Below are 24,146 nucleotides of genomic sequence, written 5' to 3' on the forward strand. Positions count from 1 at the left end.
TCAACCGGGTCAGAAGTCGGCGAACAGGTGCGGCAGTTCCCGGGGGAAGAGGCGGCGCAGCTCACCGGCCGCGTCCACCGGCACCTCGCCCAGCCCGCGTACGACCACCTCGGCCGGGTCGAGCACCCCGTACGCCAGGGCGGACAGCCCGGCGGCGGTGAGCCGCGCGGCCGGCACGCTGCCCTCGGCGGCGGTCTGCGCGGGCAGCACCGCGAGCTTGCCCGTGGTGCCGTCGAGCAGGTGGCGACCGGCGAGCCAGCGGTCGCCGACTACCTCGATCAGTACCCGGCCGACCCCGACCGGCTGCTCGGCGAGCGCGTCCAGGCTGAGCAGGCGGGCCATCGGCGCGGTCGGGTCGGGCCGGGCGACCCGCGCCTCCACCTGCACGTCGAGGTCGGTGAGCCACAGCTCGGGCAGTTCGTCGGGGGTCACCTGGACGCTGATCCGGGCCACCTGGTCGACGTGCCGGGCGAAGAACTGGAGCACCGACGCGCGGGCGTACGCGTCGTCGACCAGCAGGTCGTCGGCCAACAGCGTGCCGGCGTGGTCGTCGATGCGGTAGGTGACAGCGCCGACCGTCTCGCCGCCGCGCACCACGCTGACCAGCCAGCGGTCGTCCCGGTCGCGCAGCCCGACCGCCCGGAAGTCCGGGAAGACGGCGAATCCGTGGCGTTCGCGCAGGCACCGCCCGGTGTACGCGCGCCACCGCGCATACCCCGCGCCGATCCGCTCCCACACCAGCTCGTCCGGCAGGTCGGCGCGCAGCAGCGGCGCCAGGTCCGCCGGGTTGAAGATCGCGGTACGCCGCCGGGGCAGCCCGATGTAGCCGAAGCGCTCGTAGAACGAGGCGCGGAACGGGTGCAGCGCGGTGAGCTGGTGGCCCTCGTCGCGCACGCCGTCGAGGAGCTGCTGCATGAGCGTGCGGACGTGCCCGCGCCGGCGGGCCAGCGGATGGGTGGCCACGCCCGCGACACCGGCCATCGGCAGCACCGCGCCGCGCAGGTTCTGCCGCATCGGTATCGCCGACACGGCCGCCGCGGTGACCCCGTCCTCCTCGGCCACCAGCGTCGTGTTCCCGGCGTTGTACGGCAGGTAAGCGCGGAACTGGTCGGTCCGGGTGGCGCCCATCGGCGAGGCCTCGAACGCGTACGCCTGGAGCGGGAAGCTGGTGGTCAGTCGTTCATCGGCGGCCAGCCGGCGAATGTGCATCCGTTCATCCCAACCGCACCCGCCGTGGTCCGCAACCGGAAAGGGCGCCCGCTCACGCCTCGGTGACGTCCGAGATGACCACAGTCACGTTGTCCGGCGCGCCGGCCTGGTGGGCCAGTTTCACCAGTTGCTCGCCGCACTGCTGGCGGTCCCCGTAGGTGGCGAGTGCCGCCGCGATGGCGGCGTCCTCCACGTAGTCGGAGAGGCCGTCGCTGCACAGCAGCAGCCGGTCGCCGGGGAAGACGGTGAGCGCCCCGACGGCGGGCGGCGCGTCGGAGCCCTGCACCGCGCGGGTGACGAGCGAGCGCTGCGGGTGGTGCCGGGCCTGGTCGCGGGAGAGCGCGCCCTGGTCGACGAGCGCCTGGACGAACGTGTCGTCGCGGGTGAGCTGGGTCAGCTCGTGGTCGCGCAGCAGGTAGCAGCGGGAGTCGCCGACCTGGGCCAGGACCAGGGTGTCCCCGGCGAGCAGGGCGGCGGTGAGCGTCGTACCCATGCCGTCGCGGGCCGGGTCCACCGTGATGGCCGCGCGGATGCGCTGGTTCGCGGTGCTGACGACGGCGCGCAGCGCGTCGGCGGCCTCGTCGGCGCCGGTGGGCGGCGTCAGCTCGTCCAGGATCCGGATGACGATCTCGCTGGCCACCTCGCCGGCGGGGAGCCCGCCCATGCCGTCGGCCACCGCCACGAGGCGGTCACCGGCGAGGGCGGAGTCCTCGTTGTTGGTCCGGACGAGGCCGACGTCGTTGAGGATGGCCGAGCGGAGGATGAGCGTCATGACGACAAGCTTGCCAAGAAGAACGGGTCCGCGTCTGCACGCGCTGGCGGGTCTGCTGAAAGAAATGTCATCAGCTTGCATCCTGGGTATGCGTCAACTGTCCGGTGTGGACGGACGAGGATAGCGCAGCAGGAGGCTCGCATGAACCTCCTCCTCGCCCACCGCCGCGTAGGTGTGCGGCACGTCGGAGGTCCACCGCAGGTAGCCCCCGGGACCGGCGGTCAGCGGGGCGTCGGCCGGGCCGGCGCGGAGCACGCCGGAGAAGACCGTCACGTGTTCGGTCACGCCGCTGGAGTGGGCGGGGGAGAGCTGCGCCGGACCCGGGGTGACCCACATCCGGTACAGCTCGTAGGTCGCCTCCCGGTCGCTGAAGACCTCCAGCAGCGTGCCTCCCACCGCGGCCCCGCGCAGGGGCGGCGCCTGGTCGGGCGTGGCGAGCACGGCGGTCAGCGGTACGCCGAGCTGCGCGGTGATCGCGTACAGGGTCTCCAGCCGGGGGTTGCGCACGCCGTTCTCCAGGCCGGAGAGCGTGGCCTTGCCGACGCCCGCGAGGCGGGCCAGCTCGGACAGGGAGATGCCCCGCTCGGTGCGGAGCGAGCGGATGCGCCTGCCGACCTCCCGGGCGCCCCGGTCATCGGCTGGTGCGGCGGCTGTCATGGGGGCTATCGTGCTACACCGTGCCGTTCCGTAAACGGAACGGTCGGAGGAGGAGAGCATGGGCGGTCGGCTCCAGCCCGTCCTGGCCGGCGTGGTGACCGCTCTGGTCGGCTTCGCCAGCTCGTTCACAGTCGTCCTGGCCGGGCTGCGCGCGGTCGGCGCCGATCCGGACCAGGCCGCTTCCGGCCTGCTCGCGCTCTGCGTCGCCAGCGGCGCCTGCGCGGTCTGGCTCGGCCTGCGGCACCGGCTGCCGCTGTCGATCGCCTGGTCCACGCCGGGTGCGGCGCTGCTCGTGGCCACCGGACCGGTCGCCGGCGGCTGGCCCGCAGCGGTCGGCGCCTTCCTGCTCGCCGGGCTGCTGATCGTCGCGGCCGGGCTGATCCCCGCGCTCGGCCGTGCGGTCGCCGCGATCCCCGCCCCGATCGCCTCCGCCATGCTCGCCGGGGTGCTGCTGCCGCTGTGTACGGCCCCGGTACGCGCCCTGGTCGAGGTGCCCCGGCTCGCCGGGCCGGTGGTGCTGGTCTGGCTGCTGCTGCACCGGTTCGCCCGCCGCTGGGCGGTACCGGGCGCGCTCGCCGTGGCGGTGGTCGCGATCGCCCTGACCACCTCCGGGCCGGCCCGGCTGGACGTCGCACCGGTCGTCGCGTTCACCGCGCCGTCCTGGACGCTGCCCGCAGTCGTCGGGCTCGCGCTGCCGCTGTTCCTGGTCACCATGGCCGCCCAGAACGTGCCCGGAACCGCGGTGCTCGCCGGGTACGGCTACCGGGCCCCGCTGGGCTCGGCGTTGCGGGTGACAGGCCTCGCCACCGCCCTCGGCGCCCCGGCGGGCGGCCACGCGGTGAACCTGGCGGCGATCACCGCGGCCCTGGCCGCCGGCCCGGACGCCCACCCGGACCCGGAGCGGCGCTGGATCGCCTCGGTCACCGCCGGGATCGGCCTGGCCCTGCTCGGCCTGGGCGCCGGCGTGGCCACCGCCCTGGTGCTGCTCTCCCCGCCGGTGCTGGTCGAGGCCGTCGCCGGGCTCGCCCTGCTCGGCGCGCTCGCCGGGGCCGTCGCGGCGGCGGTCGCCCAGCCGGACGCGCGGGAGGCAGCAGTGGTGACGTTCGTGGTCACCGCCTCCGGGGTGAGCCTGCTCGGGGTGGGTGGCGCGTTCTGGGGACTGGTCGCGGGCTGGCTGATGCTGCTGCTGTTCCGCCGCCGGGCGGTCGCATCCCCGCCGGTCGAGCCGCCCCGGACCGAATCCGCCCCGTCGCTTTCCGGCCGGACCGGGTGACGAACTGTTAACCTGGAGTGCGCAGGAGGCCCGTCAGGGTTCCCGCAACCGCCTTAGGGCCCGCTTTCAGGCGGGCCCTTCGTGCGTCGGCCGCCCGGTCGGATGCCAGCACCACGAGTGGTATCGGCGCGGCTCGACCCAGGACCACAGCCGCGTGTTCGTCGTCGCCTCCCGAGGATCCGCGCCCGCCCCGCTCGCCATCCTGCGGAACAGGAAGGTGACCAGGTCGACGGCCTGCACCAGCCGGGAGGCGTGCGACGGGGCGAAGTGCAGGGTGTCCACGATCCGGCTGAGCCGCCGGGAACGGTAGCCCCCGGTTCCGTCGACCCGGTAACGGGTCAGGTCCGAGCGGTGGCTTGCGGGGTTGTCGACCTCGTCCGCGATCACCAGGGCCAGTTCGTCCCGCATCGCCGCGTATCCGTCCACCCGTTCCAGAAGGTGTGACAGCACCACCTCGTGAGCGGGGCGGGTGAGCCCGTAGCGCCGGGTGAGGCCGTGCCGGTCGACGCCGCGCAGGATGACTGTGACGTCGTACGTGCCGATCGCCTTGAGCGCCGCGTTGTAGACGGCGATCCGGGCGCGTGGCGGCACCCTCGCCCAGGCCGTCCGCCCCTGGAACAGGTCGTACCCGTGGAGTTCGGCGGCTCGGTCGATGCCGTACGCCTTGGCCGCGTCCGTCATCACCTCGTCGAGTGCGGTGCTGAGCGGGATGGCCACGGCCTCCGGGACCAGAAGTGCGCCGATCCAGTACCAGCGATCGGTGTACGACTCGTCCACATAGGTCAGGAGCACCCGACGAGCGTAGGCCGCTTTCCGGGCGTGGCCGCCTCGACGCGCAGGGCCGCCGAATCGGCGCATTCGACCCCGGGTGTCACTCCTCGGCGGGCAGCTCCGCGGCCGGGACGGTGAGGCGTACCGCGCCGTCGCCCACCGCGGCGATCCGGTCGGCCAGCACGTAGACCGCGCCGGTGCGGACCAGCTCGGTGGAGACCTTGAGGTAGCCGTCGCGGAGCAGCCGGGCGGCCAGGTCGGCCGGTACGTCCGGCTCCTCGGCCGCCGCCGACTCGATCAGCTCGTCCAGGCTGCTGCCCGGGTCGACCGGGGCGGGCGCCTGCACGGTCACCGCGGCCGGGTCGCCGCGCTGCACGAGATCGACTGTGCCCACCTCGACGCCTGCGGAGTCGACCACCCGCATGCCGGTGGTGACCCGGGAGACGGTGTCCTGCTGCTGGCTCATGCAGAAGCGGTTCCCGGGGCGCGCGGGAGCTAAACGGAGGGGGCCCAGCCGCCCGGCGGGCGGGGGGACAGCTCGCGCCAGGTGTCGGTGCCGTCCAGCAGCGCCCGGATCGTCTCCTCGGCCTCCTCGACGCTGGCGTGCTCGTAGAAGCGGGAGATCCCCTCGGCACCGCCGGCCCGCTGCTCGACGTGCCAGCGGTCGCCGTCCACCCGGAGGAAGACGTCACGCCGGGCGAGGCGTCCCCATTTCCCGTTCCACCAGTGCCTACGCTGCTCCATGCCCGGACTCTATCGAACATGTGTTCGATACACGTCGGCCCCCGCGAGATCGTCGCGGGGGCCGATCGGCTATGGCGTCAGCGCGGCGCGGGCGGCTCCTGCCGGCGGCCGAGCACGTCGTCCAGGGCGCTGCGCTGGCCGGGCGTGCCGTGGTTGCCGGCGAGCAGCGCGTCCCGGATCTCGGTGAGCAGCTTGACCTCCTCGCTGGGGGCCGAGGGCGGCGGCTCCTCGCCGCGCTTGCGCCGCTCGGCGAGTCTGTTCATCGGGTAGACGACGAGGAAGTAGAGCGCCGCCGCGGTGAGCACGAACGTGATCGCCGCGTTGACGAAGGCCACCCAGTCGAACGGGATGCCCCGGAACTTCGGGGTCGAGCCGCTGAGGCCGTCCTTGCTGCCGGTGATCAGCGCGATGAACACGCGTACCAGCGGTTCCAGGAACGACTTGGTGAGCTGGGTAACCACGCCGGTGAACGCGGCGCCGATGACGACACCGACCGCCAGGTCGACGACGTTGCCGCGCATGATGAAGTCTTTGAAGCCCTTGAGCATCCGTACTCCCGTGCCCTGATGAGTCTGCGTCGGGGACAACCTATGCCCCGGCGGGCCCTTCGAGAAAAGCACCGGCTTCGATCGCCGCCCGCTGCGGGTCGCCGGCCCGGATCGCCTCGACCAGCCGGCCGTGGTCCACGTACCGCTCCGGAGTGAGCGCCTCACCCATCGCCTGGGCCACCGTGCTGCGCAGCGCGGCGCCGACCGAGGCGTACAGCTCGGCGAGCATGGCGTTGTGCGCGGCCGCCACCACGACCGTGTGCAGCGCGGCGTCCGCCTCCACGAACTCGTCCACCCGGCCGCCGCACCACGCGGCCTCGCGGGCCGCGAGCGCGCCGTCGAGCGCCGCCAGGTCCTCGGGGGTACGCCTCAGCGCGGCGAGCCGGGCGGCCTCCACCTCGAACGCGCGCCGGACCTCGATCACCTCGGTCATCCGGTCGTCGGTGAGCCGGCGGGCCACCACCGGCGCCAGCTCGTCGGTCGACACCACGTAGGTGCCGGAGCCCTGCCGGCACTCCAGCACCCCGGCGTGCACGAGCGCGCGGACCGCCTCGCGGACCGTGTTCCGCCCGACGCCGAGCGCGGCGACCAGTTGCGGCTCGGTGGGGATGCGCCCGCCCACCGGCCACTCGCCGCCGAGGATCCGTTCCCGGAGCTGCTCGATCGTCTGCCGGACCCGGTGACCGCGCGGAGGCACGGCGACGGAATCCACGGCGGGTGTCACCGGTTACACCTCGTGCCGAAATTCATCCCATGATTGTAGGTTCGAGGTCATGACTCCGCCACCTGCGCCCGCCGCGACAGTGCCCGCCCCCGGCGTCACACCCGCGGCGGGCCCCGCCCCGGCGGCCGGCCCGGTCCGGGGCGGTCTGCTCGTGCTCGCCGGGATGCTGCTCGTCGCGCTGAACCTGCGGGCCGCGGTGACCAGCCTCGGCGCCCTGCTCGACGAGATCCGGGTCGGCCTGGGCCTCTCCGGCGCGATGGCCGGCCTGGTCACCACGCTGCCCACCATCGCCTTCGCCGGACTCGGCGCGCTCACCCCGTGGCTGGTCCGCCGCTGGGCCGCGCCCCGGGTGCTGGTGGTGGCCATGGTGGCGCTCACCGTCGGGCAGGTGCTGCGCGCGGTCACCGGCTCGGCGGCGGTCTTCGTGCTCACCAGCGCGCTCGCGCTGGCCGGCATCGCGGTGGCGAACATCCTGCTGCCGATGCTCGTCAAGCAGCACTTCCCGCACCGCACCGGATTGGTCACCGGGGCGTACACGATGGCCCTGACTGTGGGCACGACGGTGGCCGCCGCCTCCGCCGTGCCGGTCGCGCACGCGTTCGGCTCCTGGCGGGCCGGACTCGGCATCTGGGCCGGGCTGGCCGCGCTGGCCGTACTCCCGTGGGTGCCGCTGGCGCTGCGCGCCCGCGCCGCGCGACGGGCCGCGCCCCCGGCGGTGGCGGTCGCCGCCCCGGCCCGCGTGCAGCCGGGGCGGACCCGGCTCGGCTGGGCCATGGCGGTCTACTTCGGGGCGCAGTCGCTCAGCGGGTACGCGATCATGGGCTGGCTGGCCCAGCTCTTCCGGGACGCCGGATACCGGCCGGAGACGGCCGGGCTGCTGCTCGCCGGGGTGACCGCGCTGGGCGTGCCGGTGGCGCTGATGATGCCGGCGCTCGCCGGACGGCTGGCCACGCTCCGCCCGCTGGTGCTGTCGCTGACCGTGTTCTCCGCCGCCGCGTACGCCGGGCTGGCGCTCGCCCCGCACGGCCTGGCGCCGCTGTGGGTGCTGCTGCTGGCGCTCGGCCAGGGCGCGTTCCCGCTCATCCTGACCACGATCGGGCTGCGCGCCCGGACCGCCGAGGGCACCGTGGCGCTGTCCGCGTTCGCGCAGAGCACCGGGTACGTGATCGCGGCTCTCGGGCCGCTGCTGGTGGGCATCCTCTACGAGGCGACAGGCGGCTGGACCGCCCCGATCGGCTTCCTGCTGGTGGCGCTGGCCGTGCAGACGGCGGCGGGCATGGTGATCGCCCGTCCCCGCTACATCGAGGACGAGCGCTGAGCGGGATCGGTCAGGAGGAGGCCGGGGTGGGATCGCCCGCGACGGCCTGCTCGACCGTCGGGTACGTGTGCAGCACCTCGACCAGGCCGCTGACCTCGAGGATGCGCAGCACGCCGCGCTGCGGGGCGGCCAGCCGGACCACGCCGCCCGCCTCGTCGCAGTTGTTCTTCGCCCGGACGAACACCGACAGGCCGGTGGAGTCGCAGAACGACACCTCGGCCAGGTCGAAGACGAGGCGACTGCGCCCCTTGTCCAGCAGATCCGTGATCTGGTCCTGGAGCTGCGGTGCCGTGGCCATGTCGAGCTCGCCCGCGACCGACACGACGACCACGTCGCCGCGCTGTTCCGTGTGCACCGTCAAGGACATTCGTCGACCTCCTGTGTTCGGGGGAAACGGTATCCCACGATGGGCGCGACGCGCAGAACGGGAGCGGTCACGGGTGCGGTCGATCATTCTTTGCTCCGTGACAAGTAGCGCCCCGGCCTCCGGTGATAGAGTCCGCCCGTCCAAATCAGGGAGGTCACCATGGCGTTGAGCGCCGAACAGGGTGGTCGGCTCGCCCACCTGCTCAGTCAGCACGCGGACCGGTTGACCAACCGCTGGACGGAGATCGTCGGCAGTTCGCTGCGCGGTCGTCTGAGCCGGGCCGAGCTGGCGCGGCAGGTCCAGGAGCTGCACCGCGCGCTGGTCGACGCCGGCCGGCAGGGCGTCTCCGACCTGGCCGACGAGCACGGTGGTGAGCTGCGGGCGGTGCTGTCCGAGCTGTCCACCAACCGGGCCCGCCAGGGATTCTCCGCCACCGAGACCGCGATCAGCGTGTTCGCGCTCAAGGACACCCTGCTGGAGCTGATGGAGGAGGAGAAGGGCGACGAGACCCTGCGCGACTTCGTCTCCTTCTCCGCGCTCATCGACCAGATGGGCCTGTTCACGTTCGAGACGTTCGTCCGGGCCCGCGAGAGCCTGATCGCCGACCAGGCGGAGCAGCTCCTGGAGCTGTCCACCCCGGTGGTGAAGCTCTGGGAGGGCGTGGTCGCCGTCCCGCTGGTCGGGACGCTGGACTCGGCCCGCGCCCAGGTGGTGATGGAGCGGCTGCTCCAGACGCTCGTCGACACCGGCTCGCCGTACGCGATCATCGACATCACCGGCGTACCGGCGGTGGACACGCAGGTCGCGCAGCACATCCTCAAGACCGTGGTGGCCGCCCGGCTGATGGGCGCCGACTGCATCATCTCCGGTATCCGCCCGCAGATCGCCCAGACGATCGTGGCCCTCGGCATCGAGTTCGGTGACATCGCCACCAAGGCGAGCCTCGCCGACGCGCTGCGCCACGTGCTGCGCCTGACCGGGGTCGAGACCACCGCTCGCCGCCCGCGCCGGGAGTCCTGATGGAACGGGTGCCGATCCTCAAGATCGGCGACATCCTGCTGGTCTCCATCCAGGTCGACATGTCCGACCAGACGGCGGTCCAGTTGCAGGAGGACCTGGCCGAGCGGATCGTCGCCACCGGCTGCCACGGCGTGATCATCGACATCACGGCGCTGGACATCGTCGACTCCTTCGTCGGCCGGATGCTGTCCACCATCGCGTCCATCTCGAAAGTGCTGGACGCCGAGACGGTGGTGGTCGGCATGCGCCCGGCCGTCGCCATCACGCTCGTCGAGCTGGGGCTGTCGCTCAACGGCATCCGTACCGCGCTGAACGTCGAGCGCGGCATGGAGCTGATCGCGGCCAGCCGCGCCGACGAGTGGGACGAGGCGGCCGACGACGAGGACACCGAGACGACGGCGACGGCATGACCACGGGCGTCGACCTGGGTGTGCCGGCGACCCAGGCGATCCGCAGCGACGAGGACGTGGTGCGGGTCCGGCAGTTGGCGCGTACCACAGCCGTCGCGGTCCGCCTCTCCCTGGTGGACCAGACGAAGCTCGTCACCGCCGCCAGCGAGCTGGCCCGCAACACGCTGATCTACGGCGGCGGGGGCAGCGCCGAGGTGAGCACCGTGTCCGACGGCCGCCGGCGCGGCGTGCGGATCGTCTTCGCCGACGAGGGCCCGGGCATCCCCGACCTCGACCTGGCGCTCACCGACGGCTACACCACCGGCGGCGGGCTGGGCCTGGGACTGAGCGGCGCCCGCCGGCTCGTCGACGACTTCGACATCCGGACGGCTGTCGGCGAGGGGACGCGGATCACCGTCACCAAGTGGTCGCGATGATCGCCGACGTGGTGCCCGACCACGGCATCTGGTTCCGGGTCGACACCGGCGCGACCGCCGGCAGCGTACGCCGGGCGGCCGAGCGTCTCGGCCGGCAGCTCGAACTGAGCGCGGCGCGCGTCGCGGACCTGGCCATCGTCACCGCCGAGATCACCAGCAACCTGGTCAAGCACGCCCGCGAGGGCACGCTCCTGATGCGTCCGGCACGCCGGGGCGGGCGGGCCGGTGTGGAGCTGGTCGCGATCGACTCCGGCCCCGGCATGGCCGACCTCACGCTCTCCTCCGCCGACGGCCACTCCACCGCCGGCACGCTCGGCATCGGGCTCGGCGCGATCACCCGGCAGTCGAGCCGGTTCGACGGCTACTCGTCGCCGGGGCGGGGCACGGTCCTGGTCGTCCAGGTCTGGGACGCCGCACCGCCGGAGCCGGACTGGGCGGGCGGGCTGGCCCGGCCGATCACCGGCGAGCAGACGAGCGGCGACGGGTACGCGGTCCGTCAGGTCGGCGGCCGGCGGCAGGTGCTGGTCTCCGACGGGCTGGGCCACGGGCCGCTCGCCGCCGCCGCCACAGGTGCCGCCGTGTCCGCGTTCCGTTCGGCGCCGGACGGGCCGCCGGACGTCGTGGTGCGGCACCTGCACGCCGCCATCTCGCACACCCGGGGCGCCGCGCTCGCGGTGGCCGAACCGGATCCGGCCGCCGGAGTGCTCCGCTACGCCGGGCTGGGCAACATCGCCGCGATGATCGTCGCGCCGGGCGAGCGGCGGCGCGGGCTGGTCTCGCTGCCGGGCATCGCCGGGCACCAGCGTCCGGCGATCCGCGGGTACGACTACCCCTTCTCGCGCGACGCCACCCTGGTCATGCACAGTGACGGAGTGGTGGACCGCTGGGATCTGGACGACTATCCCGGGCTCGCCGGCCGCAACCCGCTGCTGGCCGCCGCGACCCTGCTGCGCGACGCCGGTGTCCGCCGTGACGACGCCTGCGTCCTGGTGGCCCGGGGGGCGGCATGACCGAGCCCCTCCTGCACCTCGCGCTCCGGGTGGAGCAGGACATCTTCCTGGTCCGGCAGCGTGGCCGGGAGGTGGCCGCGGCGGTCGGGCTGGAACATCAGGACCAGGTACGGATCGCCACCGCGCTCAGCGAGGTGGCCCGGGAACTGTTGCACGGGGCCGACGGCGCGGACGTGACGTTCGCCCTCGACCGGGACGCGGTCGGCCGCCGGGTCCTCCAGGTGGACCTGTCGCCGCTGCGTCCGCTCCCCGGTGGACGGTACGAGCCGCAGTCCGGCGCCGTCGCGCGTCTGGTGGACACGTTGCGGGTGGTGGCCGTCGAGGGCGATACCGTCGTGAGGATGTCCCGACGAGTGCCCGACCATGCCGAGGAGCTGACGGCCGAGCGCGCCGCCGAGCTCCGCGCCGAGCTGGCCGAGCGCGCGCCGGGTTCCGCGCTGGACGAGTTGGCCGCCCAGAACGCGCAGCTCATCGCCGCCCTCGACGAGGTACGCAGCCAGCGCGACGAGCTGGCGGTGCTGAACTCCGAACTCCAGGAGACCAACCACGGCGTGATGGCGCTCTACAACCAGCTCACCGAGGAGCTGGAGGAGACCAACCGCGGTGTGGTGGCGCTCTACGCCGAACTGGACGAGAAGTCCGCCCAGCTGCGGGCCGCGAGCGAGTCGAAGAGCCGGTTCCTGGCGAACGTCAGCCACGAGCTGCGCGCCCCGGTCACCGCGATCATCGGCCTGGCCCGGCTGCTCGCCGACTCCGCCTCCGACCCGCTCACCGGCGAGCAGGCCCGTCAGGTGGGGCTGATCCGCTCCTCGGCGGGCGACCTGCTGGGGCTGGTCAACGAGCTGCTCGACCTGGCCAAGGCGGAGTCGGGCCGGATCGAGCCGGACTGGTCCGACGTCGATCTGCGCGCCGTGTTCGGGCAGTTGCGCGGCACGCTGCGGGCGCTCGCCGCGCGCCCCGAGGTGGAGCTGGTGGTCGAGGAACCGCCGGCCCCGGCCACTGTGCGCTCGGACGAGGTGCTGCTCGCCCAGGTGCTGCGCAACCTGCTGCACAACGGACTGAAGTTCACCGAACGCGGCGAGGTGCGCCTGCGCGCCGAGCGCCGCGGCGGCCAGTGGACGCTGTCGGTCACCGACACCGGCGTGGGCATCCCGCCGGAGCTGCACGAACGGGTCTTCGAGGAGTTCTACCAGGTGCCCGGCACGACCCGGGTCGGTGGCACCGGGCTCGGCCTGCCGTACGCGCGCCGGCTGATCACGCTGCTCGGCGGGACGCTGGAGCTGACCAGCGAACCCGGCCGGGGCAGCACGTTCACAGTGGTCCTCCCCGCGGGCGGAGCGTGACGGTGGACGGCGGGCCGGTGACCGTGCTTGTGGTCGACGACAGCGGCCCCAAGCGATACCTGCTGGTCAACTGGCTGACCCGGGCCGGCTTCGTCACCGTCGAGGCCGAGAACGGCACGGCGGCGCTGGAGCGGGTGGACCGGGAACACATCGACCTCGTGGTGCTCGACGTCCGTCTGCCGGACATGAGCGGCTTCGAGGTGTGCGAGCGGATCAAGGAGGCGCACCCGTCGATCCCGGTCATCCACGTCTCCGCGCACGCGGTCGACGTGGTCGACCGGGCGCAGGGTCTCACCCGGGGCGCGGACGCCTACCTGGCCGAGCCGATCGAGCCGGAGGAACTGGTCGCCACCGCCCACGCGGTGCTGCGCTACTACCAGGCCCGGCGGCGGGCCGAGCAGCTCGCCGAACGGCTCGCCGCGCTCGCCGACGCCACTGTGGAGATGCACGCGACGCCGAACTTCGTCCGGCTGCTGGAGGCCGCCGCGAGCGGCGCGGCGCGGATCTTCAATGCCCCGGCGGCGGTGGTCGCCGAGACGTTCGACGGGGACTGCCTGGCGGGCGTGGCGGCCGACCCGCACACACCGGCCACCATCGTGCCGTGGGTGGTGGACGACACCGGAGTGCCGATCGGCACCCGGGTACGCGTCGACGAGCCGGCCAACTGGGCGCTGGCCGGCTGGCCGGACGGCGACACCGTGACCGTCGCCGCCTCCCGGCTGCGCGAGGACCGGGCCCCGCTCTACGTGGTGGTGCCGACCGCCACCCAGACCGTACGCACGCCGGTGCTGGTGCAGCTCGCCCAGGCGGTCGCCTCGGCGGTCGAGGCGCAGCGGTCCTTCGACGAGGAGCACCGGATCGCTGTGACGTTGCAGCGCAGCCTGCTGCCGCAGCGGCTGCCCGACGTCGTCGGCCTGGACCTGGCCGTCCGGTACGAGCCGGCGAGCGCGCAGACCGAGGTGGGCGGCGACTTCTACGAGCTGGTGATGCTCGACGGCCACCTGCTGGTGGCGATCGGTGACGTGGCCGGGCACTCGCTGCACGCCGCCACGGTGATGGCCGAGCTGCGGCACGCGGTACGGGCGTACGCGGTCGAGGGGCACCAGCCGGGCGTGATCCTGGACCGGGTCAACGAGCTGATGCGCACCCTGCTGCCGACCGAGCTGGCCACCATCTGCGTGCTGCTGCTCCACCCGCCGACCGGGCTGGTCCGGCTGGCCAGCGCCGGGCACCTGCCGGCGTTGCTCAGCCGGGACGGGAGGGTCGAGTTCGTGACGCAGTCCGCGCCGCTGCTCGGCGTGCGCGCGCCGCGCCCGCCGGACCTGGAGTTCGTGCTGCCGGCCGGGGCGACCCTCGTGCTCTACACCGACGGGCTGATCGAGCGGCGGGACGCCACGATCGACGACGGCATGGCGGCGCTCGGGGTGGCCGCCACCCGGGTCGACGACGACCTGGACGACTTCTGCCGGCGGCTGCTCGTCGAGCTGGCGCCGCCGGAGATCCACGACGACGTCGCGGTGGTAGCGGTCCGCCGTCGCTGAGCGACCGGCGCGGTCGCTGCGGCGGACGCGCCGGTGCCGGAACCGGACCCTGCCGGTTCGTGTCCCGTTTCCTCGCGACAGTCCTTATAGGCTGGCCCGATGACTACGAAGACCAGTGAACTGCTCGCCGTCGCGGCGCCGCGTACGGCCGCGATGGTGCGCGGCGTCTCCGACGACCAGCTCGTCCTGCCCACCCCCTGTCCCGACTACACAGTGCGCGACCTGCTCGGCCACCTGTTCGACGTGGTGGTCAACTTCCAGGCGCTGGCCCGCCGGGAGGAGGTCGACTGGTCCGGCAAGACCGACCATCTGACCGACGGCTGGCGGGACCGGTTCGCGACCGAGGCGGCCCGGCTGACCGAGGCGTGGTCCGACCCGTCCACGCAGGAGGGTGTGTCGCCGGGCATGGGACTGCCGCAGGAGACGGTCGGCCTGATGGCCCTGATCGACCTCACCATCCACGGATGGGATCTGGCGCGGGCCACCGGCCAGGATCTGACCGTGGACCCCGCTGTGGTGGCGGCGGGGCACGAGTTCATGGACCGGATGGGCGACACGGGGCAGAAGATGGGCGCGTTCGGCCCGCCGGTGCCCACCGACGCGGCACCGGACAGCATGGACGCGCTGCTCGGCCGGGCCGGGCGCGACCCGGCCTGGACCCGCTGAACTCCGACGGCCCGCGTGGTGCGCCGCGCGGGCCGTTCTTGACACCACTATTCGCTCAGCGAATAGTAGGGCCGTGTCCACGTCGCACGTCCTGCTCGGGCTGCTCGCCGCCGGCCCGCGCCACGGCTACGAGCTGAAGCGCGCGCACGACGAGCGGCTGCCCCGCGCCCGGCCGCTCGCCTTCGGGCAGGTCTACGCGACACTGGCCCGCCTGTGCCGCGACGGCCTCGTGGCCACGGCTGGGCAGACCCGCGAGGGCGGACCGGACCGTACCTCGTACGCGCTCACCGAGGACGGGCGGGCGGCGCTGGACCACTGGCTCGGCACCGTCGAGCCGCCGATGCCGTACGTGGCCAGCACGCTCTTCGCCAAGGTGGTGGTCGCGCTCCTGGTGGCCGACGTCGACCAGGCCCGCGTCTACCTGATCGCGCAGCGGCAGGCGCACACGCAACGCCTGCGCGAACTGACCGCGCTGAAGACGGCCCCCGGCGCCCGCCTCGACGAGGTGGTCGCCGCCGACTTCGCCATCGCCCACCTCGACGCCGATCTCCGGTGGCTGCACACCACCCTCGACCGGGTCGCCGACTGGCACCGGGAGGTGCGCACGTGACGTTCCTGCAAGCGCGCGGAGTGGTCCGCGCCTACGGTCACAACCCCGCGCTGCGCGGTGTGACGCTCGACGTGGCCGAAGGCGAGATCGTCGCGGTCACCGGCCCGAGCGGCTGCGGCAAGTCCACGCTGCTGCACTGTCTCGCCGGCATCCTGCGCCCCGACGCCGGTCAGGTCACCTGGCGCGGGGATCGGATCGACACGTGGTCGGAGGCGGCCCGCTCGCGGCTGCGCCGTACCGAATTCGGGGTGCTGTTCCAGTTCGGCCAGCTCGTCGCCGAGCTGACCGCCGCGGAGAACGTCGCGCTCCCGCTGTTGCTCGCCGGCACGGGGCGGCGAGCGGCGCGGACGGCGGCGCTCTCCTGGCTGGACCGGCTCGGCGTGGCCGACGTCGCCGACGCCCGGCCCGGTGAGATGTCCGGCGGGCAGCAGCAACGCTGCGCGCTGTCCCGGGCGCTCGTCACCGAACCACGGGTGATCTTCGCCGACGAGCCGACCGGCGCGCTCGACACGCTGGCCGGCGAGCAGGTGCTCACTCAACTGGTCCGGCTGGCCCGCGAGCAGCGCACCACAGTCGTGCTGGTGACGCACGAGCCGCGCATCGCCGCGTACGCGGACCGGGAGGTCAGCCTGCGCGACGGCATGGTCGACCACACCGGGCTCGGGCTCGACCCGGCGCTGCCGGGCGGGTCGCGGTGAGGCCGGGGACGCTGCTGCGTCTCGTGCTGGCGGGCACCCGCACCGACATCGCACGGGTGGTGCTCACGGCGGTGAGCGCCGCGCTCGCGACGCTGGCCGGGCTGGCCGCGCTGACCGTGCTGTCGGTGGTGAAGCCGTCCGGCGACGAAGGGCTCAACTCCGACCAGTACACCAACGCCCTGCTGCGGGAACCCGGTCTGCGCCCCGGCGTGGCGTTCGCGTTGCTGCTGCTCTGCGTACCGGTCCTGGGACTGGCCGGGCAGTGCGCCCGCCTCGGCGCGCCGGGCCGGGACCGGCGGCTGGCCGCGTTCCGGCTGGCCGGTGCCACCCCCGGGCAGGTCACCCGGGTCGCGGTCGCCGAGACCGGCGTGGCGAGCCTGCTCGGCACCCTCGTCGGCCTGGCCGTCTTCCTGGCCGGGCGCCGGCTGCTGCACCGGCCCGACGCGGACGGGCGGCTGCCGCTGCCCACCGACGTGCACCCGGCCCCGGTGGCGGTGGCAGCCGTCGTGCTCGGCCTGCCGCTGGCCGCCGCGCTGGTGAGCGCGTTGCTGCTGCGGCGGGTCGCCACCACCCCGTTCGGCGTCGTGCGCAAGGTCCGCACCCGGGCGCCCTGGCCGTGGCCGGGCGTGCTCATCCTCGCCGCGCTGGCGATGTTCGCCGCGATCCGCCCGCTCCTGCTCTGGTACGAACGGCGTGGCGCCGTGGCCCCCGACTGGCCGGTGCCGACATTGCTCGTCGTCGGCGGGCTGACCGCGATGATCGGCGTGGTGTCGGGCACCGGCTGGATCTCGTACCGGACCGGCCGGCTGCTGCACCGGCACGGACGCGGCCCGGCCGCCCTGCTCGCCGCCCGCCGGCTGGCCGCCGACCCGTGGGCCGGCAGCCGCACCTTCGCCGCGTTGCTGGCCGCGCTGATCTTCGGCGCCGGTGCCGCAGGGCTGCGTGCCGACTTCCAGGCCGAGGCCGAGGTGACCCGCCGCACCGGCTCCGGAATGGCCGACCCGGGCTTCTACCTCGGCGCGATGGACCTGGTCGACCTCGCGGTCCTGGTGGCGATGGCGATCGCCGGCGGTGGGCTGCTCGTGGCGGTGGTCGAGGGGATCACCAGCCGGCGACGGGCGTACGCGGCGCAGGTGGCGACCGGCGTGCCACGGGCCACCATCGGCCGGTCGCTGCTCTGGGCCGCGCTCGCCCCCGCCGTACCCGCGATCGGGCTCGCGTTGACGGTCGGCTACCTGCTGGTCCGGGGCGTCATGCCGGCACCGAGCAACGGCGGCTTCACGCGGACGATCTGCGACGCCGGCTCGGAACTGTGCGGCGATCCGGCCACCGCGGCGCGGTACACCCGTACCGAATGGGTGCCGAAGACGACAGTTCCGCCGGACGTACCGTGGGATCAGCTGGCCTGGCTCGCGGCGGGCGGGCTGGCGGCGGTGCTGTGCACGGTCGTGGCCGGCCTGCTGTTCCTGCGCACCGCGACGTCGGTGGAGGAACTGCGCGCGGGCTGAGCGGTCAGCGGGCAGGCCCCCGTGTAAGGAAGGGCCCCTTATTAACAGACGTCTGTTAATAAGGGGCCCTTCCTTACACCTCAGGCGCGGCCGACGCGGTCGAGGATCCAGGCGTTGACGAACGCCTCCTCGCGCCAGGAGTCGTACCGGCCGCTCGGGCCACCGTGGCCCGCGCCCATCTCGGTCTTGAGCAGGTAGTCGCCGGCCGGCGCGAGCGACCGCAGCCGGGCGATCCACTTGGCCGGCTCGTGGTAGAGCACGCGCGTGTCGTTGAGGCTGGTCACCGCCAGGATGGCCGGGTAGTCGGCGGCGCTCACGTTCTCGTACGGCGTGTACGACTTCATGTACGCGTAGACCTCGGGGTCGTCGAGCGGGTTGCCCCACTCCTCCCACTCGGTGACAGTCAGCGGCAGCGACGGGTCGAGGATCGAGGTGAGCGCGTCCACGAACGGCACCTGCGCGACGATGCCGGTGAACGCGTCCGGGGCGAGGTTCGCCACCGCGCCCATCAGCAGGCCGCCGGCCGAGGCGCCCCGGGCGACCAGCCGGTCGCTCGCCGTCCAGCCCGCCTTCACGAGGTGCCGGGCGCAGGCCACGAAGTCGGTGAACGTGTTCTTCTTGGCCAGCAGCTTGCCCTCGTCGTACCAGCGCCGGCCCAGCTCACCGCCGCCCCGGATGTGCGCCACCGCGAAGATCACGCCGCGGTCGAGCAGGCTCAGCCGGGCGATCGAGAACCACGGGTCCATGCTCGCCTCGTACGACCCGTAGCCGTAGATGACGGCGGGCGCCGAGCCGTCGCGCGGGGTGTCGCGGCGGCAGACGAGCGAGATCGGTACGCGGGTGCCGTCGTCGGCGAGCGCCCAGTCCCGGTGCTGCTCGTAGTCGGCCGGGTCGTACGCCCGCCCGTCCGGCCCGGGGCGGACCGGCTTCTGCCGGCGCAGCGTCAGCTCCCGGGTGACCAGGTCGTAGTCGTAGACCGAGTCGGGGGTGACGAGCGAGGTGTAGCGCAGCCGCACCTCGCTCGTGCGGTACTCGGGGTTGGCGTCCAGCCCGACGCTGTAGATCGGCTCCGGGAAGTCGATGTCCCAGCTGTCGTCGCTGCCCACCGGCAGCACCCGCAGGCCGGTCAGGCCGTTGGTGCGCAGCGACACCACGAGGTGGTTCTCGAACGCGTCGACCGCCTCCAGCCGAGTGCCAGGGGTGTGCGGGATCAGCGGCTCCCACTCGCCCGGCGAGTCCGCCGAGGTGTACGCAAGCGCGAAGTCCTCCGCGCCGTCGTTGTGCAGGATCAGGAAGCGGTGGCCGTGGTGCTCCACCGCGTACTCGATGCCCTGACGCCGCGGGGCCACGACGGCGGGCTCGCCGGTCGGGTTGGACGCCGGGATCACCCACACCTCGCTGGTGATCTTGCTGTGGATGTCGATGACCACGAAACGCTCGGAGCGGGTCAGCTCGACGCCGACCCAGAACCGCTCGTCGTCCTCCTGGTAGACCACCACGTCCTCGGTGGACGCCGTGCCGACGGTGTGCCGCCAGACCCGGTTCGGCCGCCACGCCTCGTCCACAGTCACGTAGAACAGCGTGGACGCGTCGCTGGACCAGGCCGTGCCGTAGAACGTGTCCGGTACCTCGTCCGGCAGCGACTCGCCGGTGGTCAGATCCTTGATCCGCAGCGTGAAGCGCTCGTCGCCGGAGAAGTCGGTGGAGTAGGCCAGCCAGCGCCCGTCCGGGCTGACGTCGAACGCGCCGAGCGAGAAGAAGTCGTGCCCCTCGGCGAGCTGGTTGCCGTCGAGCAGCACCTCCTCGCCGTCGAGCGGGGCGCCGTCCGCGCTGACCGGGGGCGCCGTCTCGCCCGGCAGGACCGCGCGCCGGCAGTGCACGCCGTACTGCTGGCCCTCCACCGTGCGGGTGTAGTACCAGTAGCCGTCCTTGCGGGTCGGCACCGACAGGTCGGTCTCCTGCGTGCGCCGGCGCGTCTCCTCGAACAGCTCCGCGCGCAGGCCGGCCAGGTGGGCGGTGCGCGCCTCGGTGTACGCGTTCTCGGCGTCCAGATACGCGATCGTGTCCGGGTCGTCCTTGGCGGCGAGCCAGGCGTACTCGTCGAGGACTGTGTCACCGTGATGAAGGCGCTCGGTCGGGACGCGCTTGGCGACGGGCGGTGGGGTTTCGGTCACGGCGCCACGTTACCGGTCGGCGGGCCGCCGCCGGGCTCGCCCACCGACCGAATCCGGCGACTCGCCGCCAGGTCTTTCGAACATGTGTACGATAACCGCCATGGCGGATGCGGCACGTTCCACCGACCGACTCGAAGCCCTCGACATCACCCGGAAGCTGGCCGCGATCTGCGGCACCCCGTTCGCCCGCTTCGCCGGCCCGGCCGACGAGGTGGCCGGCCGTACCGCCCGATGGGTGGCCGTGCCGGGCGGCCCGCACGCCGCGGCGGAGGTGTTGCGGCTGGCCGCGGCGCACGACCTGACAGTGGTGCCGCGCGGCGCCGGCACGAAGATCGACTGGGGTGCCGCGCCGGCGCAGGTGGACATCATGCTCGACACCGGCCGCCTCGCCGGGGTCTGGCACGAGCCGCGCGACGCGGCGGTGGCCGAGATCGGCGCCGGTACGCCGCTGCGCGCCGTCCAGGCCACACTCGCGCGCACCAACCGGCGGCTGCCTGTCGACGCGCCCTCGCCGGGCGCGACGCTCGGCGGGGTGCTCGCCGCCGACGAGTCCGGTCCGCTGCGTCACCGGCACGGCAGCCCGTGCGCCCAGCTCGTCGGGGTGCGCTATCTGGACGCCGACGGCGAGTTGGTGAGCGTCGGCGAGTCCGGCACGGAGGCGCTGGGCCGGGCCACCCCTGGCAGCGGCGGTGGCCGGGCGAGTGGACGCGGTCCGGCGGGCGATGGTGGTGGCGGTGCCGGCTCTGGGCCTGCCGGCGCGGCGGACGGTTTCGGCTGGGGTGCCGGCGGTCTGGCGGACGGTCCCGGCTGGGGTGTCGGAGATCCGGCGGGCGGTGCCGGCGGCGATCCGGGTCGCGGCGGCGGGGACGCGATACTCGGCCGGGGCGAGGTGCCCGGGCTGGACGTGGCCCGGCTGCTCTGCGGCTCGCAGGGCGGGCTCGGCGTGCTGGTCTCGGCCACCATGCGGGTGCACGCCGTGCCGGCCGGCCGGCTCTGGGTGTCCCGTCCGGTCTGGACACCGCTGGAGGTGCACGACCTGGTCCGTGCCGTACTGGCCGCGGGCGTCGATCCGGCCGCCGTCGAACTGGACCTGCCGGTGCCGGTGCCGCTGCCCCGGCGTCGCATTCCGCCGACGCACCCGTCGGTGGTCAACCGCCCCGACCATCCCGCCGTGACCGGACGACCCGCGGCGGGCAGCCTCGTGGTGCTGCTGGAGGGCGGCCCGGCCGACGTGACCGAGCGGGCCGAGCGGCTCACCGCCGTCCTCGGCGCCGAGGCGATCGTCAGCCACCACGCACCGGAATGGTGGGGGCGTTACCCGTTCGCGCCCGGCGACACGGCGCTGCGCATCGAGGTGCCGATCAACGACCTGCACGCGGCCGTCTACGCGCTGCGCGACGCCACCGGCGGCCCGGTGCCGGTACGCGGCTCGGCCGGCTCGGGCACCGTCCACGCCGCCCTGTCCGGCGCGCTTCCGCCCGAGCGGGTCGCCTCGATCCTCACCGCGGTTCGCAGCGTGCTGATCGCCCGGCGGGGTCGGTGCGTGGTGGTGGCCGCGCCCGCGGCGGTACGCCGTGCCGTGGACCTCTGGGGCGAGCTGCCCACGTTGCCGAGACTGCGCAGCGCCAAGGCCCACCTGGATCCGCACCACCGCCTGGCCCCCGGCCGCCTCCCCGGCGGCCTCTGACCCACCTGCCCCGCCTGGCCCGGCCCTGTCCCCGCCGGCCCTCGCCCGGCCCGCCCCGCCCTCACTCGGTGATCAAGGAGTTTGTGTCAGATTTCGCGCCCTCCTGAGCCACAAACTCCTTGATCACCGCCGACGGGGCGGGCGGAAGCGCCACGAGGGGGAGTTGAGGGCGAGACGGGGAGGGCTGAAGGGCTGCGCCGGGGAGCGAGCGCCACGACGGGCGGGCTCAACAGCCGCGACGGGGCGGGCTCAACGGTCACGACGGCGAGCTGAGCGCCGCGAACGACGGCTGAGGCGTCGGTGCAGGAGGGAGCGCTCGTTGACCATGAAGTTGGCGGGGAGGAATCGGGCGAAATGAGCGGCTAAGTTCATGATCGTCGAGGCGGACGCCGACGTCGGCGCCGACGCCGACGCCGAACCCGGAGCGGACGCGGGGCGGGGCGGGGCGGGGCGGGGCGGGGCGAGCGGGCTAGGGGGTGTCGTTCCGGAGGACCAGGATGGCTATGTCGTCGCGTGGGGGCTCCACCGAGAAGGCGATGGTGGCGGCGCGCAGCCGGGCGGCCACCACGTCGGCCGAGTATCCGGCCAGCGGCGCCGCCGACTCGCGCAGCCGGTCGGTGCCGAACAGCTCCCGTCCGCGCCGCCGCTCGGTGACCCCGTCGGTGTAGAAGATCAGCGCGTCGCCGGGCTTGAGTGTCAGCTCGGCGGTCGGCGTGGTGATCGTGTCGAGCAGGCCCAGCGCCGTACCGCCGGCGCCGACGAACGTCGCCCCTCCACCGCCGTGCAGCAGCACCGGGCGGTCGTGGCCGGCCAGGTGCAGCGAGACGTCGAGCTGGTCGCCGTCGCCGGGTGCGACAGCCGCCAGCGCCAGCGTGCAGTAACGCCCGCCGCCGCGTTCCACGAGCGTCTCGTTGAGCCGGCCGAGCACCTCGGGCAGCGGTTTGCCGTCGCCGACGAGCACCCGGATCACGTCGCGGACCAGGCCGGTCACGGCGGCGGCCTGCACGCCCTTGCCTGACACGTCGCCGACCACCACGAGCCAGCGGCCGTCCGGCAGCGGGAGCACGTCGTAGAAGTCGCCGCCGACCTCCGCGTCGTCGCCGGTCGGGACATACTCGGCGGCGAAGCCGATGCCCTCGACCACCGGGAGCACCGGCGGCAGCAGCGACTGCTGGAGCGTCTGGGCGACCCGGCGGCGCTCGGCGTGGATGCGGGCGTTCTCGATGGCGAGGGCGGCGCGGCGGGCCACGTCCTCCAGCACCGAGACCTCGTCCGGGTCGTGCCGGTGCCGCTGGTGCCGGCCCACGGCGAGGGTGCCGAGCCGCTGGCCGCGGGCGATGAGCGGTACGGCGAAGCCCTCCATCGGCCCGCCGAGCGGCACCTGGGCGGCGTTGCGGGACGCCTCGCGCAGCCGGGACTGGATCGAGTCCTGGCCGGTCTCCTGGAGGATCCGGTGCAGCTGCGGCAGCATCGCCTCGTCGGCGTGGCTCGACGCGGCGAGCCGCAGGCGGCCCCACTCGTCGGTGGTGTGCACGGCGCACCACTGGCCGAGCCGGGGCACCACGAGCTGCGGGATGAGCGCCATGGTCAGCTCGACGTCGAGCGACTGGGCGAGCAGTTCACTGGCCTCGGCCAGGAACGTCAGCCAGGTGGAGCGGCGTACGTCGGCGCGGCGCAGCCGGTCGTTCTCCAGGTGCAGCGACAGCCGTTCGGCGGCCAGTACGGCGAGCGGCCGGGCGTACGCCGAGGGCGCCGCGTCCAGCTCCAGCTCACCGGAGTACGGCCGGTGCACGGCGAGCGGGACGCGCAGCAGCTCGTTGCCCTCGCGCGCCGGCCGGCCGTACCGGGCGAAGACCTGGGTGCCGAGTCCGTCGCCCCGGTCGAGCCGGACCGTGCCACCGGCGGCGCCCACCATCTCGGCGACCCGGGTCAGCAGTCCGGTGGCGAACTCGGGCAGCGGCTCGTCGGCGTACGCGTCAGGGGTGAGCTGCATCAGCTCACTCATCGCCGCGGCGCTCGGCGTACCGTCGCCGTTTCCTTCCGGTTCGGCGACGCGCAGTGGGCCGGCCGACGGCCGGGCGGACCCGCCGGGGCCGGGCCGGTCCAGGCGGAACCAGACGCCCTTGCCGGTGGGCAGGTACGTGGTGCCCCACCGGCTGGAGAAGTGGTCGACGAGCAGCAGGCCGCGCCCTCGGGCGGCGACCTCGGTGATGTCGGACGTGGTGTTGCGCACGCCCACGATCAGCTCGTCGACCGGGCCGGAGGCGAAGTCGGTGACTGTCACGGTGAGGCCGTTGCGGTCGGTGTCGACCTCGATGTCCAGTTCGGTACGCGCGTGTTCGACGGCGTTGGTCGTCAGCTCGGTGGTGAGCAGCAGCGCCTCGTTCAGCAGTTCGGGCAGACGCGCTTCGAGCAGCATGGTGCGGACCAGCGCGCGGGCCGCCGCCGGGGTGCGGCGGTCGGCGGGGAGGCGGACCCGGCGGACGCGCTCGTCCGCGCCGCCGCTAGCAGGCCCTGCCTCCGCTGACACCTTCGTATCCTCCACCGCGCCCACCCCGGGTGCCAAGCATCAGGCCGAACCCGCCACCCGGGTCGATACCGCACGTGACGCGCGATCACACGCGGTGACCTCGACGGATCGCGCGGCACAATGATGGGATGGCCCGTGTGACGGCACGAG

The 24,146-nt window shown here is 73.8% G+C and carries 24 protein-coding genes; 13 read left to right on the top strand and 11 right to left on the bottom strand.

From position 1 onward, the window contains the following. Positions 1-9 precede the first annotated feature (9 nt). The 3 genes from IF06_RS0123030 to IF06_RS0123040 all read right to left on the bottom strand — a co-directional run bounded on the left by IF06_RS0123030 (position 10) and on the right by IF06_RS0123040 (position 2,638). Entirely contained in the window at positions 10-1,209 is a 1,200-nt protein-coding gene (locus tag IF06_RS0123030; RefSeq protein WP_030273499.1) for a GNAT family N-acetyltransferase, read from the bottom strand. A gap of 52 nt (positions 1,210-1,261) precedes the next feature. Further along, a complete protein-coding gene (locus IF06_RS0123035; RefSeq protein ID WP_013283512.1) occupies positions 1,262-1,981 on the bottom strand; it encodes a PP2C family protein-serine/threonine phosphatase in 720 nt (239 codons plus the stop codon). 93 nt (positions 1,982-2,074) lie between these two features. Continuing rightward, entirely contained in the window at positions 2,075-2,638 is a 564-nt protein-coding gene (locus IF06_RS0123040) for a helix-turn-helix domain-containing protein (RefSeq protein ID WP_030273502.1), read from the bottom strand. A gap of 58 nt (positions 2,639-2,696) precedes the next feature. On the opposite strand from IF06_RS0123040, the gene IF06_RS0123045 reads away from it, so the two are divergent. Then, complete coding sequence (locus IF06_RS0123045) at positions 2,697-3,911, top strand: benzoate/H(+) symporter BenE family transporter (RefSeq protein WP_030273504.1); 1,215 nt, start codon at positions 2,697-2,699, stop codon at positions 3,909-3,911. Positions 3,912-3,977: 66 nt separating this feature from the next. Here the strand turns inward: IF06_RS0123045 and IF06_RS0123050 are convergent, their stop codons facing one another. The 5 genes from IF06_RS0123050 to IF06_RS0123070 form a co-directional block, all read right to left on the bottom strand. Next, a complete protein-coding gene (locus IF06_RS0123050) occupies positions 3,978-4,703 on the bottom strand; it encodes a DUF3800 domain-containing protein (RefSeq protein WP_030273506.1) in 726 nt (241 codons plus the stop codon). A 79-nt stretch (positions 4,704-4,782) separates the two neighbouring features. Then, a complete protein-coding gene (locus IF06_RS0123055; protein WP_013283516.1) occupies positions 4,783-5,148 on the bottom strand; it encodes a hypothetical protein in 366 nt (121 codons plus the stop codon). A 29-nt stretch (positions 5,149-5,177) separates the two neighbouring features. After that, a complete protein-coding gene (locus IF06_RS0123060; RefSeq protein ID WP_013283517.1) occupies positions 5,178-5,426 on the bottom strand; it encodes a hypothetical protein in 249 nt (82 codons plus the stop codon). A 77-nt stretch (positions 5,427-5,503) separates the two neighbouring features. Then, entirely contained in the window at positions 5,504-5,974 is a 471-nt protein-coding gene (gene mscL, locus IF06_RS0123065; RefSeq protein ID WP_013283518.1) for a large conductance mechanosensitive channel protein MscL, read from the bottom strand. Positions 5,975-6,014: 40 nt separating this feature from the next. Further along, positions 6,015-6,698: a FadR/GntR family transcriptional regulator gene (locus IF06_RS0123070; protein ID WP_030273509.1), complete on the bottom strand. Its 684-nt coding sequence runs from the start codon at positions 6,696-6,698 to the stop codon at positions 6,015-6,017. Positions 6,699-6,747: 49 nt separating this feature from the next. On the opposite strand from IF06_RS0123070, the gene IF06_RS0123075 reads away from it, so the two are divergent. After that, a complete protein-coding gene (locus IF06_RS0123075; protein ID WP_013283520.1) occupies positions 6,748-8,016 on the top strand; it encodes an MFS transporter in 1,269 nt (422 codons plus the stop codon). 10 nt (positions 8,017-8,026) lie between these two features. On the opposite strand, the gene IF06_RS0123080 is transcribed toward IF06_RS0123075, so the two are convergent. Further along, the gene (locus IF06_RS0123080) at positions 8,027-8,383 is read right to left on the bottom strand and encodes an STAS domain-containing protein (RefSeq protein ID WP_018789120.1); all 357 of its coding nucleotides are present in this window, start codon (positions 8,381-8,383) and stop codon (positions 8,027-8,029) included. 159 nt (positions 8,384-8,542) lie between these two features. On the opposite strand from IF06_RS0123080, the gene IF06_RS0123085 reads away from it, so the two are divergent. The 10 genes from IF06_RS0123085 to IF06_RS0123130 all read left to right on the top strand — a co-directional run bounded on the left by IF06_RS0123085 (position 8,543) and on the right by IF06_RS0123130 (position 17,605). After that, positions 8,543-9,403 carry an STAS domain-containing protein gene (locus IF06_RS0123085; RefSeq protein WP_030273512.1) on the top strand — a complete coding sequence of 287 codons (861 nt, stop codon included), beginning with the start codon at positions 8,543-8,545 and terminating at the stop codon, positions 9,401-9,403. After that, a complete protein-coding gene (locus tag IF06_RS0123090; protein WP_013283523.1) occupies positions 9,403-9,813 on the top strand; it encodes an STAS domain-containing protein in 411 nt (136 codons plus the stop codon). The genes IF06_RS0123085 and IF06_RS0123090 overlap by 1 nt, the downstream gene beginning before the upstream one ends. Then, positions 9,810-10,229, top strand: a complete 420-nt coding sequence (locus IF06_RS0123095; RefSeq protein ID WP_013283524.1) for an ATP-binding protein — start codon at positions 9,810-9,812, stop codon at positions 10,227-10,229. Before IF06_RS0123090 ends, IF06_RS0123095 begins: the two co-directional genes overlap by 4 nt. Then, positions 10,226-11,239: a SpoIIE family protein phosphatase gene (locus IF06_RS0123100; RefSeq protein ID WP_013283525.1), complete on the top strand. Its 1,014-nt coding sequence runs from the start codon at positions 10,226-10,228 to the stop codon at positions 11,237-11,239. Before IF06_RS0123095 ends, IF06_RS0123100 begins: the two co-directional genes overlap by 4 nt. Further along, positions 11,236-12,582: a sensor histidine kinase gene (locus IF06_RS0123105; protein WP_013283526.1), complete on the top strand. Its 1,347-nt coding sequence runs from the start codon at positions 11,236-11,238 to the stop codon at positions 12,580-12,582. Before IF06_RS0123100 ends, IF06_RS0123105 begins: the two co-directional genes overlap by 4 nt. Before the next feature lie 2 nt (positions 12,583-12,584). Further along, on the top strand, positions 12,585-14,123 hold the full coding sequence (locus IF06_RS0123110) for a SpoIIE family protein phosphatase (protein WP_030273515.1): 1,539 nt from the start codon (positions 12,585-12,587) through the stop codon (positions 14,121-14,123). Positions 14,124-14,222: 99 nt separating this feature from the next. After that, positions 14,223-14,789 (top strand): TIGR03086 family metal-binding protein, encoded by a 567-nt coding sequence (locus tag IF06_RS0123115; protein WP_030273517.1) that lies wholly within the window; start codon positions 14,223-14,225, stop codon positions 14,787-14,789. A gap of 73 nt (positions 14,790-14,862) precedes the next feature. Next, on the top strand, positions 14,863-15,399 hold the full coding sequence (locus tag IF06_RS0123120; protein WP_013283529.1) for a PadR family transcriptional regulator: 537 nt from the start codon (positions 14,863-14,865) through the stop codon (positions 15,397-15,399). After that, complete coding sequence (locus IF06_RS0123125; protein ID WP_030273519.1) at positions 15,396-16,097, top strand: ABC transporter ATP-binding protein; 702 nt, start codon at positions 15,396-15,398, stop codon at positions 16,095-16,097. The genes IF06_RS0123120 and IF06_RS0123125 overlap by 4 nt, the downstream gene beginning before the upstream one ends. Continuing rightward, on the top strand, positions 16,094-17,605 hold the full coding sequence (locus IF06_RS0123130; RefSeq protein WP_030273520.1) for an FtsX-like permease family protein: 1,512 nt from the start codon (positions 16,094-16,096) through the stop codon (positions 17,603-17,605). The genes IF06_RS0123125 and IF06_RS0123130 overlap by 4 nt, the downstream gene beginning before the upstream one ends. 80 nt (positions 17,606-17,685) lie before the next feature. Here IF06_RS0123130 and IF06_RS0123135 read toward each other — a convergent pair whose 3' ends face one another. Further along, positions 17,686-19,779 (bottom strand): S9 family peptidase, encoded by a 2,094-nt coding sequence (locus tag IF06_RS0123135; RefSeq protein ID WP_030273521.1) that lies wholly within the window; start codon positions 19,777-19,779, stop codon positions 17,686-17,688. A gap of 100 nt (positions 19,780-19,879) precedes the next feature. On the opposite strand from IF06_RS0123135, the gene IF06_RS33195 reads away from it, so the two are divergent. Continuing rightward, a complete protein-coding gene (locus tag IF06_RS33195; protein WP_030273522.1) occupies positions 19,880-21,466 on the top strand; it encodes an FAD-binding oxidoreductase in 1,587 nt (528 codons plus the stop codon). 469 nt (positions 21,467-21,935) lie between these two features. Here the strand turns inward: IF06_RS33195 and IF06_RS0123145 are convergent, their stop codons facing one another. Beyond that, positions 21,936-23,996, bottom strand: a complete 2,061-nt coding sequence (locus IF06_RS0123145) for a SpoIIE family protein phosphatase (RefSeq protein ID WP_030273524.1) — start codon at positions 23,994-23,996, stop codon at positions 21,936-21,938. Between the last annotated feature and the right edge of the window lie 150 nt (positions 23,997-24,146).

The organism is Micromonospora globosa, from assembly GCF_000717585.1.
GTDB lineage: Bacteria > Actinomycetota > Actinomycetes > Mycobacteriales > Micromonosporaceae > Micromonospora > Micromonospora aurantiaca.